Source organism: Frateuria sp. YIM B11624 (assembly GCF_049727805.1).
In the GTDB taxonomy this organism is placed as follows: domain Bacteria; phylum Pseudomonadota; class Gammaproteobacteria; order Xanthomonadales; family Rhodanobacteraceae; genus Frateuria_A.
Genome location: NZ_JBCNYA010000021.1, coordinates 1 through 14,017, shown reverse-complemented (window position 1 = coordinate 14,017; position 14,017 = coordinate 1). Strand labels below are relative to the sequence as shown.

The window sequence follows — 14,017 nt, the reverse complement described above, 5'->3', positions numbered from 1 at the left end:
GCGCCTTTCTATTCGACGTGTGGGGACTCCCGATTCTAGCCCCGCCGCGGGTGGGGTCGCCATACGGCAGCCGCGACAGGCATGGCCGGAGCTCCGCCGCGCACGCCGCGGATGGCCCTGGACACCGGAAGAGGGATCGATCGAGCGGCCTGCCGCGTGGCGTGAGCTGTCGTCGGCCCGCTGGGGCAAGCCGCGGCGCGCGACGCCCCGGGCCTAGCGGCCGTAGAGCCCGAACCAGCGCCGCGGCACGAACAGCTTGAGCGCGCGCTCGGCGCTCTTGCGGCGCAGGCCCAGGTGCAGCAGGCCGCGGCCGATCGGTTTGAGCCAGTGGTGGCGGGCCTTGTGCAGCAGCGCCTCGCGCGCGTCCGCCTCGATCCGGTACATCGCCACCACGTCGCGCGCCAGCGCGCGCCGGCGCGGCGACAGTTCCGGCAGCCGCGCCAGGCAGTGTTCCAGGTCGTCGGCGGTGCCGCGATAGAAGCGGATGGTGCGTTCGTAGCGGCGCTGCATGCGCAGCTTCGGCGGCTCGTGGCGCGCGAACACGCCGGCGCTGACGCTCTCGGCATGCTGGCGGTACTGGATCAGCGGCTGGCGCAGGTTGAGGCATTCGCCGAGCAGCGCACCGCGCAGGCTCAACGCGTTGTCCTCGATCGGCCCGAGCAGGGGCCCGAAGCGCTCGAACACCTCGCGGCGGAACGCCAGGGTGGCGCCCAGCAGCCCGATCAGGCGGCCGATGCTTATGTAGTAGTCCAGCCCGAACACCTCGGGGCGCGGGCGGAACGAGACCTCGCGGGCATGGCCGTCCTCGTCGATGCCGTCGAAGTCGCTGCCGAGCACGGTCGCGCGTGGCCGGCTGCGGAACGCCTCGAGGATGGTCGCCACGCGGTGCGGGTAGGAGATGTCGTCGCCCGCCATCATCACGACGATATTGCCGGTGGTCAGCGGCACGGTGGCGTTGACGTGCGCCGCCACGCCCAGGTTGCGCTCGTTGCGGCGCACGCTGACGCGGTGCGGGCCGCGGTAGTTGGCCACCATCTCCTGCGCCAACTCGAAGGTGCCGTCGTCGGAACAGTCGTTGGAGACGATGATCTCGCACGGCACCGTCTGCGCCAGCGCCGACTCCAGCGCAGCACGGATGTAGGGCGCATCCCGGTAGCAGAGCAGCAGGATGCTGACGGACAGTGCGGTATCAGACATGGTTCACCCGACCCAACGATGCGTTCCCGACGCCGCTCCGTGGCCGCTTACCTGCCTTCCCATTGCCGGATCGCCAACGGCGGCAGCGCCGCCTGCGCCTGTGCGCCTGCCGGGTCCGTGCCGCCCGCAGGTGCTTGTCATGTGCTACGGATCGACAACATCCGCGTTCGTCCAGGCCTCTTCATCCTCCGGGTGGACGCCCCGCGTCCGCCCCGCAAGCCGGGCGCGCGACGCGGAGCATACGCCCTACCGGGCGGGGATGCTCGGATCCATGCTGCACGGGCGCTGCGCGAACGCCAGAGCCAAAAAAGACGCTGATGTCCGCCCGCGGCGCCGGCCTACCCCTGGCGCATGCTCCGCCAGGCTTCGGCGCCGGTGGTGCGGCCGCTGCCGCGCAACTGCGCGTCCACTGCCGCGATCGCGGTCATGTTGACCGTGCGGCGCACGGTGGAGGCCGGGGTGAGGATGTGCGCGCTCTTGTCCACGCCCATCAGGATCGGGCCGATCGCCACGCCGCCGGTCATCACCTTGACCATGTTGTAGACGATGTTGGCCGCGTCCAGGTTGGGCAGCACGAACAGGTTGGCGCGCCCGGCAAGCGTGCTGTTGGGAAAGATGCGCTGGCGCAGCGCGGCGTCCCAGGCGGTGTCGGCCTGCATCTCGCCGTCCACTTCCAGCCGCGGTGCGCGTTCGCGGATCAGCTGGTAGGCCTTGCGCATCTTCGCCGCGCTGGCGTTGTCGTGGCTGCCAAAGTTCGAATGCGAGAGCAGCGCGACCTTCGGCTCGATGCCGAACAGCTTCAGGCGGTAGCTCGCCTGCAGGGTGGCCTCGGCGATCTGCTCGGCGGTGGGATCGACCTGCACGTGGGTATCGACGAAGAACCAGGCGCCCAAGTCGTTGATCACGCCGGTCATCGCCGAGGTGCACTGCACGCCCGGATCCAGCCCGAACACGCTGCGCAGGTAGCCGAGCTTCTTGTGGTAGCGCCCGACCAGGCCGCAGATCATCGCGTCGGCTTCGCCGCGCTCGACCATCAGCGCGGCGATCAGCGTGGGCCGCGAGCGCAAGAGGTTCTTGGCCGCCGCCGGGGTGACGCCGCGGCGCTCGGTCAGCGTGTGGTACTGCTGCCAGTAGTCGTTGAAGCGCGGATCGTCGTTGATGTTGGTGAGCTCGAAATCCACGCCCTCGCGCATGCGCAGGCCGAGGCGCTCGATGCGTTGGGCGATCACCTCCGGCCGGCCGATCAGGATCGGGAAGGCGAGCTTCTCGTCGATCACCGTCTGCACCGCGCGCAGCACGGTCTCTTCCTCGCCCTCGGCGTAGACCACGCGCTTGACGTCCGAGCGGGCGCGCTCGTACACCGGCTTCATCAGCAGGCTGGTGCGGTAGATGAACTGGCCGAGCTTCTCGCGGTAGGCGTCCATGTCCGCGATGGGTCGGGCGGCCACGCCCGAATCCATCGCCGCCTGCGCCACCGCCGGCGCCAGCATCACCAGCAGGCGCGGGTCGAACGGGCGCGGGATCAGGTACTCGGCGCCGAACGACGGCACCTCGCCGCCGTAGGCGCCGGCGAGGTCGGAGGCTTCCATGCGCGCCAGTTCCGCGATCGCGCGCACGCAGGCGAGTTTCATCGCCTCGTTGATGCCGGTGGCGCCCACGTCCAGCGCGCCGCGGAAGATGTACGGGAAGCACAGCGCGTTGTTGACCTGGTTCGGATAGTCCGAACGGCCGGTGGCGACGATGCAGTCGGGCCGCACGCGCCTTGCGTCCTCCGGCAGGATCTCCGGGTTGGGATTGGCCAGCGCCAGGATGATCGGCCGCTCGGCCATGGTCGCGACCATCTCGGCCTTGAGGATGCCGCCGGCGGAGAGGCCCAGGAACACGTCGGCGCCGGCCACGATGTCGGCCAGCGTGCGCTTGTCGGTGTCGCGCGCGTAGCGCGCCTTGTCAGGGTCCAGGCCCTGGCGGCCGCTGTGGATCACGCCCTCGCGGTCGAACGCCAGGATGTTCTCCGGCTTCACGCCGAGCGCCACCAGCATGTCCAGGCAGGCGATGCCGGCCGCGCCGGCACCGGTGGTGGCCAGCCGGATGTCGCCGATCTGCTTGCCGACCACTTCCAGCGCATTGAGCACGGCGGCGCCGACGATGATCGCGGTGCCGTGCTGGTCGTCGTGGAAGACCGGGATGTTCATCCGCTCGCGCAGCTTGCGCTCGACGATGAAGCACTCCGGCGCCTTGATGTCCTCCAGGTTGATGCCGCCGAAGGTCGGCTCCATCGCCGCGATGATGTCGACCAGTTTGTCCGGGTCGCGTTCGTTCAACTCGATGTCGAACACGTCGATGCCGGCGAACTTCTGGAACAGCACGCCCTTGCCTTCCATCACCGGCTTGCCGGCGAGCGGGCCGATGTCGCCCAGGCCCAGCACCGCGGTGCCGTTGGTGATCACCGCCACCAGGTTGCCGCGCGCGGTCATCTCGCTGGCGGCGTGCGGGTTCTCGACGATCGCCTCGCAGGCATAGGCCACGCCCGGCGAATACGCCAGCGCCAGGTCGCGCTGGGTCACCATCGCCTTGGTCGCGGTGACCTTGATCTTTCCGGGCCGGGGGCAGCGGTGGTATTCGAGCGCGGCGTGGCGCAGGTCGTCGGGATGGGCCATGGGTGGCGGCTTTGTACGAGCGGAAGCGGCCTTACATGGTAGCGCAGCCGGGCGGGTAAACCCGCGACCGGGCCCCACGCGGCACGCCGCGAGCCGCCCCGGGCTAGGGCGGCACCGCCTGTTTGGTGGCCATGCCGCCGCCGCTTGCCGGCGTTCGGGCCAGTGCCAGCGACAGCTTCGCGAACACCCCGTCGAACGCCGGCGAGAGGTAGTCGGAGCCGAAAGTGGAGAGATGGTCATCGTCGCGGTACATGGGGTGGCCGGAGCGCACGACCAGGCAGTGCGTGCCGCACAGGTAGCGCGACGGGTCCACGAAGGCGACCCGCCCGTGCCGCGACAGGCGATCGAAGATCACGGTCACCTCGCGGGTGCGGTCGCGATAGGCGCCGAGGGTCGGCGACACCAGCGCATTGGTGTCGCGGCCGGTGAGCCGCGCGACCATGTAGGCCGCCGGCACGTCGTAGCCGATCTCGGGGATCGTGCGGACCAGCACGACCTGCTTGCCCAGCCGTTGCAACTGGCTGATCGTGCGCCGCAGACCGGTCTCGAAGATGGCGGCATTGCAACGATGCCCGTCGCCCTTGGCCTTCAGGTCCACCAGTCGCACCGCATGCCCCGACTCGTTGGTGTACCGCGTTCCGTCGGCCGACAGCGTCCAGCGCGCGGTGAGCAGCACGGTCCTGATCTGCGGCGCCTGCGACAGCATCCGCAGCACCGCCTGGTTGAAGGCATTGCACGAGGTGCGCCCGGCCCGGTCGACGCCCAGCAGCGGCGGGCAGGCGGAACGCGCGATGAACTTGCCGCGCAGGCCATGCCTGGCGGCGCTCTGGTTGACGCCGGCGGCAAGCGCGCGGGCGTGCGAGTCCCCCCACAGCATGAAGCTGGCCGCACCGCGGGAAACGCCCAGGTCGCAGAGACCATGCAGGCCGGCGCGGCTGTCGCGGCCATCTTCGCACTCGCCCCAGTGGTCCCAGGACGGATCGACGTCGGTCACGGCGCTGGCGAAGGGCCGCTGCGGCAGCCCGCGGCTCATCCACAAGGCGAGCCCGGTGCACAGCAGGATCGCAAGCGTACTGGCTGCCGCACCCAGCATCGGCGTGGTGCGCGCGAACAACTTCTTGGTGCGGAACGGCGCCTCGACGTATCTCCACGACAATACCGCCAGGGCGAAACTGGCCGCGATCATCAACGCCTGCCCAGCGGCGTCCGGCGCCCTGACCAGGTAGAGCCGGACGAACACGATCACCGGCCAGTGCCACAGGTACAGCGAATAGGACACCAGGCCGATGAAGACCACCGGCCGCAGGCTGAGGAGCCGCGAAACGGTCGGCGTGCCGCCGGTGCCGGCATGGATGATCAGGGCCGCGCCCAACGTCGGCACGGCCGCGGCCACGCCAGGGAAGTCCGTGTCCGGCGTATACAGGCATATCGCCCAGGCGATCAGAGCAGCGCCGAGCGCCGCGACGGCTTCCCGCGTACGGCGGGTGGTCGGCTCGGGCACCACCTTGAGCGACAGCACGCTGCCGATGAACAGCTCCCAGGCGCGCGTCGGAATCAGATAGAACGCCGCCGAGGCGTCTATGCGAGTGACCAACGCGCACGCGAGGAAGGAAAGCAGGCCCAGGCCAAGCAGCCAGCGCAGGTAACGGCGCGCGCCGAAGCGCGCGATCAGCAACACCAGCAGCGGGAAGAAGATGTAGTACTGCTCCTCCACCGCCAGCGACCAGGTATGCAGCAGCGGCTTGGTCTCGGCCGGACCATCGAAATAGCCCGACGTCAGGTAGAACAGCACGTTCGACGAGAACAGCGCGGTCGCCACGGCGCTGCCGCCCAGCTCCTCGAGGTCATGCGGCGTCAGCAGGAAGGCACCGGCCACCAGGGTGGCGAGCACGACCACCGCGAGCGCCGGCAGGATCCTTCGCGCACGCCGCTCGTAGAAGCTGGCGATGGAAAACCCGCCAGCCTCGACCTCGCGCACGATGATGGTCGTGATCAGGTAGCCGGAGATCACGAAGAAGATGTCGACGCCGACATAGCCGCCGCTGAAGAATCCGCTTCCCGCGTGGTAGAGCAGCACTGAGAGGACAGCCACCGCTCGCAGGCCGTCGATGTCGGCTCGGTATTTTGGAATCATCCCTCGCTACGCTCGCTCGGGCGGTGACGGGCGAAGCGGGTGATGTAGCGGGCCGGTTGTCGTGTCGCGGTGAAAGCGGCACCGACCATTCCGCCGCAATCGCGGGCCTGGCTCAGAGACGCAACGACAATTCGTCGGCCTGCACCTGGCCCATGTGGATGCCGTTGACGAACAGCGAGAACGCCAGTTTTCCCGCCAGGCCATGCACGTGCTGCATCCACGGCGGCAGCCAGCGCGGCGGCTTGAGCGTGCCGGTCGCGAAGTGCGGTTGCAGCGCGATCACGTCGTGCAGTGCCAGCTTGCCGGCGAACAGGTAGCGCAGCAGATCCATGCGCTGCTGCTTGAACGCCCAGCGGAAGAAGGTGTGCACGGTGAGCAGGCCGGACAGGTAGACATTGTCCTTCGCAAACGCCGCGCCGCCGGTCACCGGCACGCCGCGGAAGACCCGCTGCGCCGAGTGGAAACTGTCGGCCGCGCCCTGGCCGCAATGGCGGAAGTACTTGTAGACCTCGACGAAGTCGGCGCCGTTGAGCGCCATGTCGATGGCCAGGATGCGCAGGCTGATGCGCTTCAGGCGCGCGATGTCGATGGCACCGGACATCAGCTCGGCGAATACCGCCAGCCCTTCCTGCGTGGCGGTGACGCGCGGCGAGGTGCGCGCCAGCGAGGCCAGCCACGGCTGCTCGCGGCCGTTCAGCGCGGTCAGCGAATGCACGAAGGCCTCGTGCGCCAGCAACTGGTGGCGGTCGTACTCGCTGAAGCAGGCGCCGCCGCGCAGTCGGATGCGGGTGGCGCCGGCGGCGGCCTTGGCGGTCAGTTCCGGGTCCACCAGCACCGCGATCCGGCCGGGGCCGAAGAAGTCGTCCAGCGTGCGCACCAGGTCGGCGCGCAACGCCTCGGCCGGGATGTCGGTGGTGACGTCGTCGGCGAGCAGGTCGGCGCCCAGCTCGTCGGACAGCTCGACGAAATAGCGCGCGGCATCCAGGTTGCTGTTCTGGCTGCCCGGTATCGCGTCGCCGGGCCGGCCGTACAGCGCGATCGAGGGCGCGGTGACGCCGGCGCTGCCGACCGCTTCCAGCATTTCGGTGGCAACGCGCCAGGAGGCGGCGGTGCGGCACAGGTAATCGCCGATCGGATCGCCGGCCAGCAGGGTCTCGGCCTCGCGCTCGATCGCCACCAGTTCGCTGCGCACCTGGGAGAGCTCCGGGCGCACGTAGCTCACTTCCGGCAGCGCGTAGTCGCCGCGTTCGTAGGCCGCGATCATGCGCTGCTCCAGCGAGGCCGGCCAGGCGACCGTGGGCAGGATGTTGATGGCGCGCGTGGCAGCCAGCAGGCGCCGGTCGAGCGCGGCGTAGTGCCTGCACTCCGGCGCCATCGCCTCGTTCACGTGTCCGCTCCGCCACTCGGGCGCCGGGCCCGCAGGGCACCGAAGACCACCAGCACCGCCAACGGCAGGCCCAGCAGCAGGAACCCGTCGTGGTGCCGGATCACCCGCCAGGCGCCGATGGCCGCCAGCAGCCCGGCCAGCAGGAAGGCGGCGCCGTACCAGGCGCCAGGCCGGTCCTTCGTCAGCGCGTGTCGCTCCATCTCCGGCCTCCCGCTTGCCATGGGTTCACTCCCGTTCGCGCCGCCCGCGATGCCCGTGCGGCCGTTCCGCCGGCCGGCCGCCGCGCTGGCGGCGCAGGCGCGCTTCCAGCGTGGCCGCCTGCTCCTCGCGTTCGTCGCGCAGCTTCAGGTAGCTGCGCCAGCGCTCGGCCGCCAGCTCGCCCGAATCCAGCGCCGACTGCACCGCGCAGCCCGGCTCGCTGCCGTGGCCGCAGTCGGCGAAGCGGCAGGTTTCGGCCAGCGCCTCGATGTCCGCGAACAGGTCGAGGTTTTCCTCGCCGGTGAGCTTGAGCTCGCGCATGCCCGGCGTGTCGATCAGGCAGCCGCCCGAGGGCAGCATCAGCAGCGCGCGATGGGTGGTGGTGTGGCGGCCGCGGCTGTCGTGCGCACGCACTTCGCCGGTGGCCATGCGTTCGCTGCCGAGCAGCGTGTTGGTCAGGGTCGACTTGCCGGCGCCGGAGGAACCGACCAGCACCGCGCTGTCGCCCGGGCCGAGGTAGCGTGCCAGCAGTGCGGCGCTGGCCGGATCCTTGCCGTTGATGGCATGGATCGGGGTGGCCTCGGGCAGGCGTTCGCGCAGCGCGGCGCGGCGCGCGTCGGCATCCTCGTGCAGGTCGAGCTTGCTCAGCAGCACGACCGGCTGCGCGCCGGAGTCCTCGATCAGCGAGAGGTAGCGCTCGATGCGCGCCGGATTGAAGTCGTTGTCCAGCCCGGTAAGGACGAGGACGTAATCGATGTTCGTGGCGATCAGCTGGCGCTCGTAGCGTTCGCCCGCGGCGGCGCGCGAGAGCACGCTGCGTCGCGGCAGCACGGCGACGATGTGCGGCGGGCGGCCGTCCTCCACCTCGACGAAGTCGCCCACCGCCGGCCGTTCGGCCGGATCCAGCGCACGCTTGAGGAAATGTCCGGCCGGCTGCGCGCCGAACACGCCCTGGCCGTCGTGCAGCTCGTAGCCGGCACGGTGCTGCGCGACCACGCGCGCGATGCGGCGGCCACCGGGCGGCAGCTCGCCTCTCCAGCCGATGTGGCGCAGGCGTTCGATCGTCGCGGCATCGCTCATAAGTGCCCGATTATGCCCTGCCCCGGTGGCGCCCGCGCGGGCCTCACGCGGGCGGCCTTGCTGCTAGCATCGGCGGCTTTACGCAGGCTCTTGATGAGGATGCCCGTGCCGGTTCCGTCCCTTTCCGCGTCGATCACCCCGAGTCCCCACCTGGGCGATGTCCGCTACGAGATCCGCGGCGCGCTGACCCGGCGCGCCCGCGAGCTGGAGGCGGCCGGCCACGCCATCGTCAAGCTCAACATCGGCAACCCGGCGCGCTACGGCTTCGAGACGCCGGCGCACCTGCGCCAGGCGATCGCCGCGCACCTGGCCGACAGCGAAGGCTACGGCCACGAGCAGGGTTTGGAGGAAGCCCGCGAAGCGATCGCCGCGCAACAGCGCGCGCGGGGCGCGCGCGGCGTTTCGGTCGAGCGCATCTTCGTCGGCAACGGCGTCAGCGAGCTGATCGACCTGTCGCTGCGCGCGCTGCTGCAGCCGGGCGACGAGGTGCTGCTGCCCAGCCCCGACTATCCGCTGTGGAGCGCCGCGACGATCTTGAACGGCGGCCGTCCGCGCTACTACCGCTGCCTGGCGCAGGACGCGCACCTGCCCGATCCGGACGAGATCGAGGCGCTCGTCACGCCGCGCACGCGTGCGCTGGTGCTGATCAACCCGAACAACCCCACCGGCGCGGTATACCCGCGCGCGCTGCTCGAACGGCTGGTGGCGGTGGCGCAGCGGCACGGCCTGCTGCTGCTCACCGACGAGATCTATGACGAGATCCTCTACGACGATGTGCCGTTCCAGCCGCTGGCCGAGGTGGCCGGCGAGCATCCGTGCCTGAGCTTCGGCGGGCTGTCCAAGGTGCACCGCGCCTGCGGCTACCGCGTCGGCTGGCTGAGCCTGTCCGGCGATCCGGCGCGCACCGGAGCCTACCGCGACGCCCTGCAGCTGCTGGCGGCCCTGCGCCTGTGCGCCAACGTCACCGCGCAGTGGGCAGTGGAGCCGGCGCTGACCGGCCGCGCCACCATCGCCGCGCTCACCGCACCGGGCGGGCGCCTGCACGAGGCACGGCGCGCGGTGCTGGACGGCGTGGCGGCGAGCGCCTATCTCGACCTGGTCGCCCCGGCCGGCGCGCTGTACGCCTTCCCGCAGGTACGCGCCGAGCGCCTGCCGCAGTTCGACGACAACACCTTCGCCCTGCGCCTGCTCGAGGAGGAGGCGGTGCTGGTGGTGCCCGGCTCCAGCTTCAACGTACCGGCCAGCCGGCACCTGCGCCTGACCCTGCTGCCGCCGCCGGCGCAGCTCGCCGAGGTGTTCGTGCGGATGGAGCGGGTGCTCGAGCGGATGGCGCAGGAGCAGGCGCGCGAGTCGGCCGTCGCCTGATGCCGGTCTCCGCTCGCGGCGACATCGGCATGCAGGCCGGCAGGTGGTTTTTCCCGCTGCCACAGACATTCGGTTCGGCTCCGGCGTAGAGGCATCGCGCCGCCGTCGAAGAATCCCACCCGGAGCCCGCCATGCCCCTGCATTACCTCGCGCTCGGCGATTCCTACACCATCGGCGAAGCCGTGCCCGCCGCCGGGCGCTGGCCGGCGCAACTGGCCGAACGGTTGCGCGCGCGCGGCGTGGCGATCGACGAACCGCAGATCGTCGCCACCACCGGCTGGACCACCGACGAGCTCTCCGCCGCCATGGATGCGGCGAGCTTCTCCCCGCGCTACGACCTGGTCACCCTGCTGATCGGCGTCAACAACCAGTACCGCGGCCGCGGCGCGGACGAGTATCGCCACGAATTCACCGGGCTGCTCCAGCGCGCCATCGGCCTGGCCGGCGACCGCGCTTCGCGCGTGGTGGTGGTTTCGATACCCGACTGGGGCGTCACCCGCTTCGCGCGCGAGCAGGGCCGCGATCCGGCGCAGATCGCCCATGCACTGGACACCTACAACGCCATCGCGCGTGACGAGGCCGCGCGCGCCGGCGCGCGCTGGGTGGACATCACGCCGATCTCGCGCCGCCATCCGGAACTGGTCGCCGACGATGGCCTGCATCCGTCCGCCGCCCAGTACACGCTGTGGACCGAGGCGATCGAGCCGGCCGCCGCCGCTGCGGTGAAATAGCGCGCCGGTTGGGATCGGCCGCATCCGGCCCCACCTGCGGGCGTATCATTGGCCCTCTTTGCCGGAGCTCTCCCATGTCCCTCGACCCTGCCACCCGCGAACGCATCGAAACCCTGCTCAAGGACCACCGCGTGGTGCTGTTCATGAAGGGCGACCGACGCCAGCCGATGTGCGGCTTCTCCGCCGCGGCAACGAACACGCTCAACGAGCTTTTGCCCGACTACCACACGGTCAACGTGCTGGAGGACCCGGAGATCCGCGAGGGCATCAAGGTGTTCGGCGACTGGCCGACGATTCCGCAGTTGTACGTCGAGGGCGAGCTGGTCGGCGGCGCCGACATCATCCGGCAGATGTACGCCAGCGGCGAGCTGCACGCGCTGTTCGGCGCCGCGGCGCCGGACCGCACGCCGCCGGAGATCACGATTACCGACAAGGCCGCCGAAGCCATCCGCAACGGCATCGCCAACGCGCAGGGGCTGGCGCTGCACCTGGAGATCGGCCCCGACCACAGCGCCGGCTTCCAGCTCGCGCCGGCGGGCGACCACGACATCGTGGTCAGCGCCAACGGCATCGAGGTGCACTTCGATCCGGGCAGCGCGCAGCGCGCCAAGGGCATCGTGATCGACTGGGTGTCCACCGTGCAGGGCGAGGGCCTGAGCCTGAAGTTCCCCGGCGCGCAGGAGATCAAGTCGATGAGCGTGCAGGAGCTCAAGACACGCCTGGCCGACGGCAGCGTGCTGCTGGTCGACGTGCGCCCGGCCGCCGGCCGTGCCCAGGCGGCGCCGCTGGCGCTGGCGCGCGTGCTGGAGGACGAGGGCTACGACGCGCTCGCCGCGTTGCCCAAGGACACCGCGATCGCCTTCATCTGCCACCACGGCAACTCCAGCCGCGGCGTGGCCGAACGCTTCGCGGCGCACGGTTTCACGAACGTGTTCAACGTCGAGGGCGGCATGGACGCGTGGTCGCGCGAGATCGATCCGACCGTGCCGCGTTACTGAGCGGCTCCTCGCCAAAGGCGCCCCCATCCGCCCTTCGGGCACCTTCCCCCGCGGCGCGGGGGAAGGGTCGACTTGCGGGAGCGCGCGTCCGTGAGCCTTCCCCGCTCCGCCGGGGAAGGTGCCGACAGGCGGATGGGGGCGACTGGAGCGCGTGCCGCCGCTTCCGCGCGACCACCCTAGCGCCGCGACCCCACCCGCAGGCCACGCGCGCCCGCCCATAGCAAGGCCCCGACCACCAGCGCACCCGCCGCGACCAGGCCGCGGTGCGTGGTCACCCACAGCTGCAGGCTGTACGCCTTCGAGCGCGCGTCGAAGCGTCCGTGCGTGCCGTAATCCTCGGGCACCGCCTCGAACAGGTTGTCCGGCCGGTCCTCCGGTACCGGCAACTTGCCCATCTGGCCGGCGTAGCCGAGCCTGACCAGGCGCCGGTCGGCCAGCTTCGGGAACAGCTTGTTGCCGAGGATCGCCTTGACCGCCGGGAAGCCCACGTTGAGCTCGCGCCGGCGATGGTGCGCGGCCCAGTGGATGCCCTGCGCCGCCACCTCCGGCTGGAAGATCGGCGGCACCGGCTGCGGCCGGCGCGGCAGCCTGGTGCGGCCCCACTGGAACTGCGGCGTGTTGAAGGCCGATAGCTGCACCATGGTGATGTGGACGTCGATCCCCTCGTGCATCAGCTCCACGCGCAGCGCGTCGGTGAAGCCGCGGATGGCGAACTTCGCCCCGCAGTACGGCGCCTGCAGGGGGATCGCCCGGTAGGCCAGCGCGGAGCCGACCTGCACGATGGTGCCGCGGTTGCGCTCGCGCATGCGCTTGAGCGCCGCCATGGTGCCGTACACGGTGCCCAGGTAGGTGACCTCGGTGGCGCGGCGGAACTCGGCCGGGCTTATTTCGTGGACGGGCGCAAAAATCGTCGCCATGGCGTCGTTGATCCAGATGTCGATCGGGCCGAGCTCCCGTTCGATGCGTTCGGCGGCCGCCTCGACCGCGTCGGCGTCGGACACGTCCAACGGAATCGGCAGCGCTTCGCCGCCCAGCCTGCGTACCTCGGCGGCAGCCATGTCCAGGCCGTCGCTGCTGCGCGCGATGAGCGCGACGCGCGCACCGTCGCGCGCGAAGCGATGGGCGGTGGCACGGCCGACGCCGGCGGAAGCGCCGGTGACGACCACGACTTCGGGCCTGCTCATGCGGATGTCCTCGGGCGTCGGTGCAGGAACCGTGGCGCGCGGCCGTCTCGCAGTCGCGCATGCACAGCGGACCTAGCTGTAGGCGATGGTGGAAAGCACCGCGAGCGCCGCCTGGCGGGAGTCCAGCCGCGTGTGCTGCACGACGATGGGAACGTCGGATTCGATCACGCTGGAGTAGTCGGTGTCGCGCGGGATCGGCTCGGGATCGCTCAGGTCGTTGAAGCGCAGGTGCAGCGTGCGGCGCGCCGGCACGGTGACGCGGTAGGGCCCGGCCGGGTCGCGGTCCTTGAAATAGATGGTGATGGCCACGTGCGCGTCCTGCGCATTGGTGTTGAGCAGGCAGGCCGTTTCGTGGCTTTCGAAGCGGCGGTCGTCGGCATGCGTGCCGCCCGGCGGGATGTAGCCCTCGGCGATGGCCCAGCGGCGCTGGCCGATCGGTTCTGGGGTGGTCATGGCAGCTCCTTGTCGAGGTGGATCAGGGCGAGCCCGGATTGGGGGTCGTGGAGGCGGTGCAGGTGCGCGGGCGACTCGGTGACGATCACTTCCAGCGTGGGCCGCACGTGGCCTTCGAGCAGGTGGCCGCCGAGTGCCTGGCCGTCGGACCGGCCCAGCACCGCGTGCATGTGCAGCTTGGGCTCGTCGCCCTTCAGGGCCACGTCGCCGATCAGCGAAACGACCTCGACCTGCTCGTCGACGGCGATGCGCCGATAGTCCTTCCTCTGCCAGTCGAAGTAGCCGAGCACTGCGCGCTGGAATGCGCCGATGGCGGTGAGGTGGGCGGCGGACAGATGCTGCTCCCTGGCGAATGCGAGCAGGCAGGCGCCGGCTTCGTCGCCGGTCTCGAGCACGACGGCCCAGGTCTTGGTCTCGCCCTGGTGGATCAGTTGGTAGTGCATGGGTTGGCGCTCCTGCGTTGTCGCCCGCTTCCGGAGGCCGGATCGACGGGCGTGGGGGCTGCGCTTCGGCCCCCATCCGCCTGTCGGCACCTTCCCCCGTGGAACGGGGGAAGACTCACGAACGCGCGCTCCCGCAAGGTCGACCCTTCCCCCGTTCCACGGGGGAAGGTGCCCGAAGGGCGGATGGGGG

Annotated in this window: 12 protein-coding genes; 3 read left to right on the top strand and 9 right to left on the bottom strand. The window is 70.6% G+C overall.

The window, feature by feature from the left end; all coding sequences use genetic code 11:
* Positions 1–213: 213 nt before the first annotated feature.
* From AAIL17_RS11810 to rsgA, 6 genes are all read right to left on the bottom strand, one after another.
* A complete protein-coding gene (locus tag AAIL17_RS11810) occupies positions 214–1,197 on the bottom strand; it encodes a glycosyltransferase (RefSeq protein ID WP_424683041.1) in 984 nt (327 codons plus the stop codon).
* Between the two features lie 338 nt (positions 1,198–1,535).
* A complete protein-coding gene (locus AAIL17_RS11805; RefSeq protein WP_424683040.1) occupies positions 1,536–3,854 on the bottom strand; it encodes an NADP-dependent malic enzyme in 2,319 nt (772 codons plus the stop codon).
* A 103-nt stretch (positions 3,855–3,957) separates the two neighbouring features.
* Positions 3,958–5,988, bottom strand: coding sequence for an acyltransferase family protein (locus AAIL17_RS11800; RefSeq protein ID WP_424683039.1), 2,031 nt, complete (start codon positions 5,986–5,988; stop codon positions 3,958–3,960).
* Between the two features lie 112 nt (positions 5,989–6,100).
* Complete coding sequence (locus tag AAIL17_RS11795) at positions 6,101–7,363, bottom strand: flavohemoglobin expression-modulating QEGLA motif protein (protein WP_424683089.1); 1,263 nt, start codon at positions 7,361–7,363, stop codon at positions 6,101–6,103.
* A gap of 8 nt (positions 7,364–7,371) precedes the next feature.
* Complete coding sequence (locus AAIL17_RS11790; RefSeq protein ID WP_424683038.1) at positions 7,372–7,596, bottom strand: hypothetical protein; 225 nt, start codon at positions 7,594–7,596, stop codon at positions 7,372–7,374.
* A 4-nt stretch (positions 7,597–7,600) separates the two neighbouring features.
* Positions 7,601–8,653 (bottom strand): ribosome small subunit-dependent GTPase A, encoded by a 1,053-nt coding sequence (gene rsgA, locus AAIL17_RS11785; RefSeq protein WP_424683037.1) that lies wholly within the window; start codon positions 8,651–8,653, stop codon positions 7,601–7,603.
* 99 nt (positions 8,654–8,752) lie between these two features.
* On the opposite strand from rsgA, the gene AAIL17_RS11780 reads away from it, so the two are divergent.
* The 3 genes from AAIL17_RS11780 (at position 8,753) to grxD (ending at position 11,747) form a co-directional block, all read left to right on the top strand.
* On the top strand, positions 8,753–10,018 hold the full coding sequence (locus AAIL17_RS11780; protein WP_424683088.1) for an aminotransferase class I/II-fold pyridoxal phosphate-dependent enzyme: 1,266 nt from the start codon (positions 8,753–8,755) through the stop codon (positions 10,016–10,018).
* A 131-nt stretch (positions 10,019–10,149) separates the two neighbouring features.
* Complete coding sequence (locus AAIL17_RS11775) at positions 10,150–10,749, top strand: SGNH/GDSL hydrolase family protein (RefSeq protein ID WP_424683036.1); 600 nt, start codon at positions 10,150–10,152, stop codon at positions 10,747–10,749.
* A gap of 74 nt (positions 10,750–10,823) precedes the next feature.
* Positions 10,824–11,747 carry a Grx4 family monothiol glutaredoxin gene (gene grxD, locus AAIL17_RS11770; RefSeq protein ID WP_424683035.1) on the top strand — a complete coding sequence of 308 codons (924 nt, stop codon included), beginning with the start codon at positions 10,824–10,826 and terminating at the stop codon, positions 11,745–11,747.
* 176 nt (positions 11,748–11,923) lie between these two features.
* On the opposite strand, the gene AAIL17_RS11765 is transcribed toward grxD, so the two are convergent.
* The 3 genes from AAIL17_RS11765 to AAIL17_RS11755 all read right to left on the bottom strand — a co-directional run bounded on the left by AAIL17_RS11765 (position 11,924) and on the right by AAIL17_RS11755 (position 13,827).
* Complete coding sequence (locus AAIL17_RS11765) at positions 11,924–12,931, bottom strand: SDR family oxidoreductase (RefSeq protein ID WP_424683034.1); 1,008 nt, start codon at positions 12,929–12,931, stop codon at positions 11,924–11,926.
* Positions 12,932–13,003: 72 nt separating this feature from the next.
* Positions 13,004–13,384: a sensory rhodopsin transducer gene (locus AAIL17_RS11760; RefSeq protein WP_424683033.1), complete on the bottom strand. Its 381-nt coding sequence runs from the start codon at positions 13,382–13,384 to the stop codon at positions 13,004–13,006.
* Entirely contained in the window at positions 13,381–13,827 is a 447-nt protein-coding gene (locus tag AAIL17_RS11755) for a PPC domain-containing DNA-binding protein (protein ID WP_424683032.1), read from the bottom strand. Before AAIL17_RS11755 ends, AAIL17_RS11760 begins: the two co-directional genes overlap by 4 nt.
* Positions 13,828–14,017: the final 190 nt, after the last annotated feature.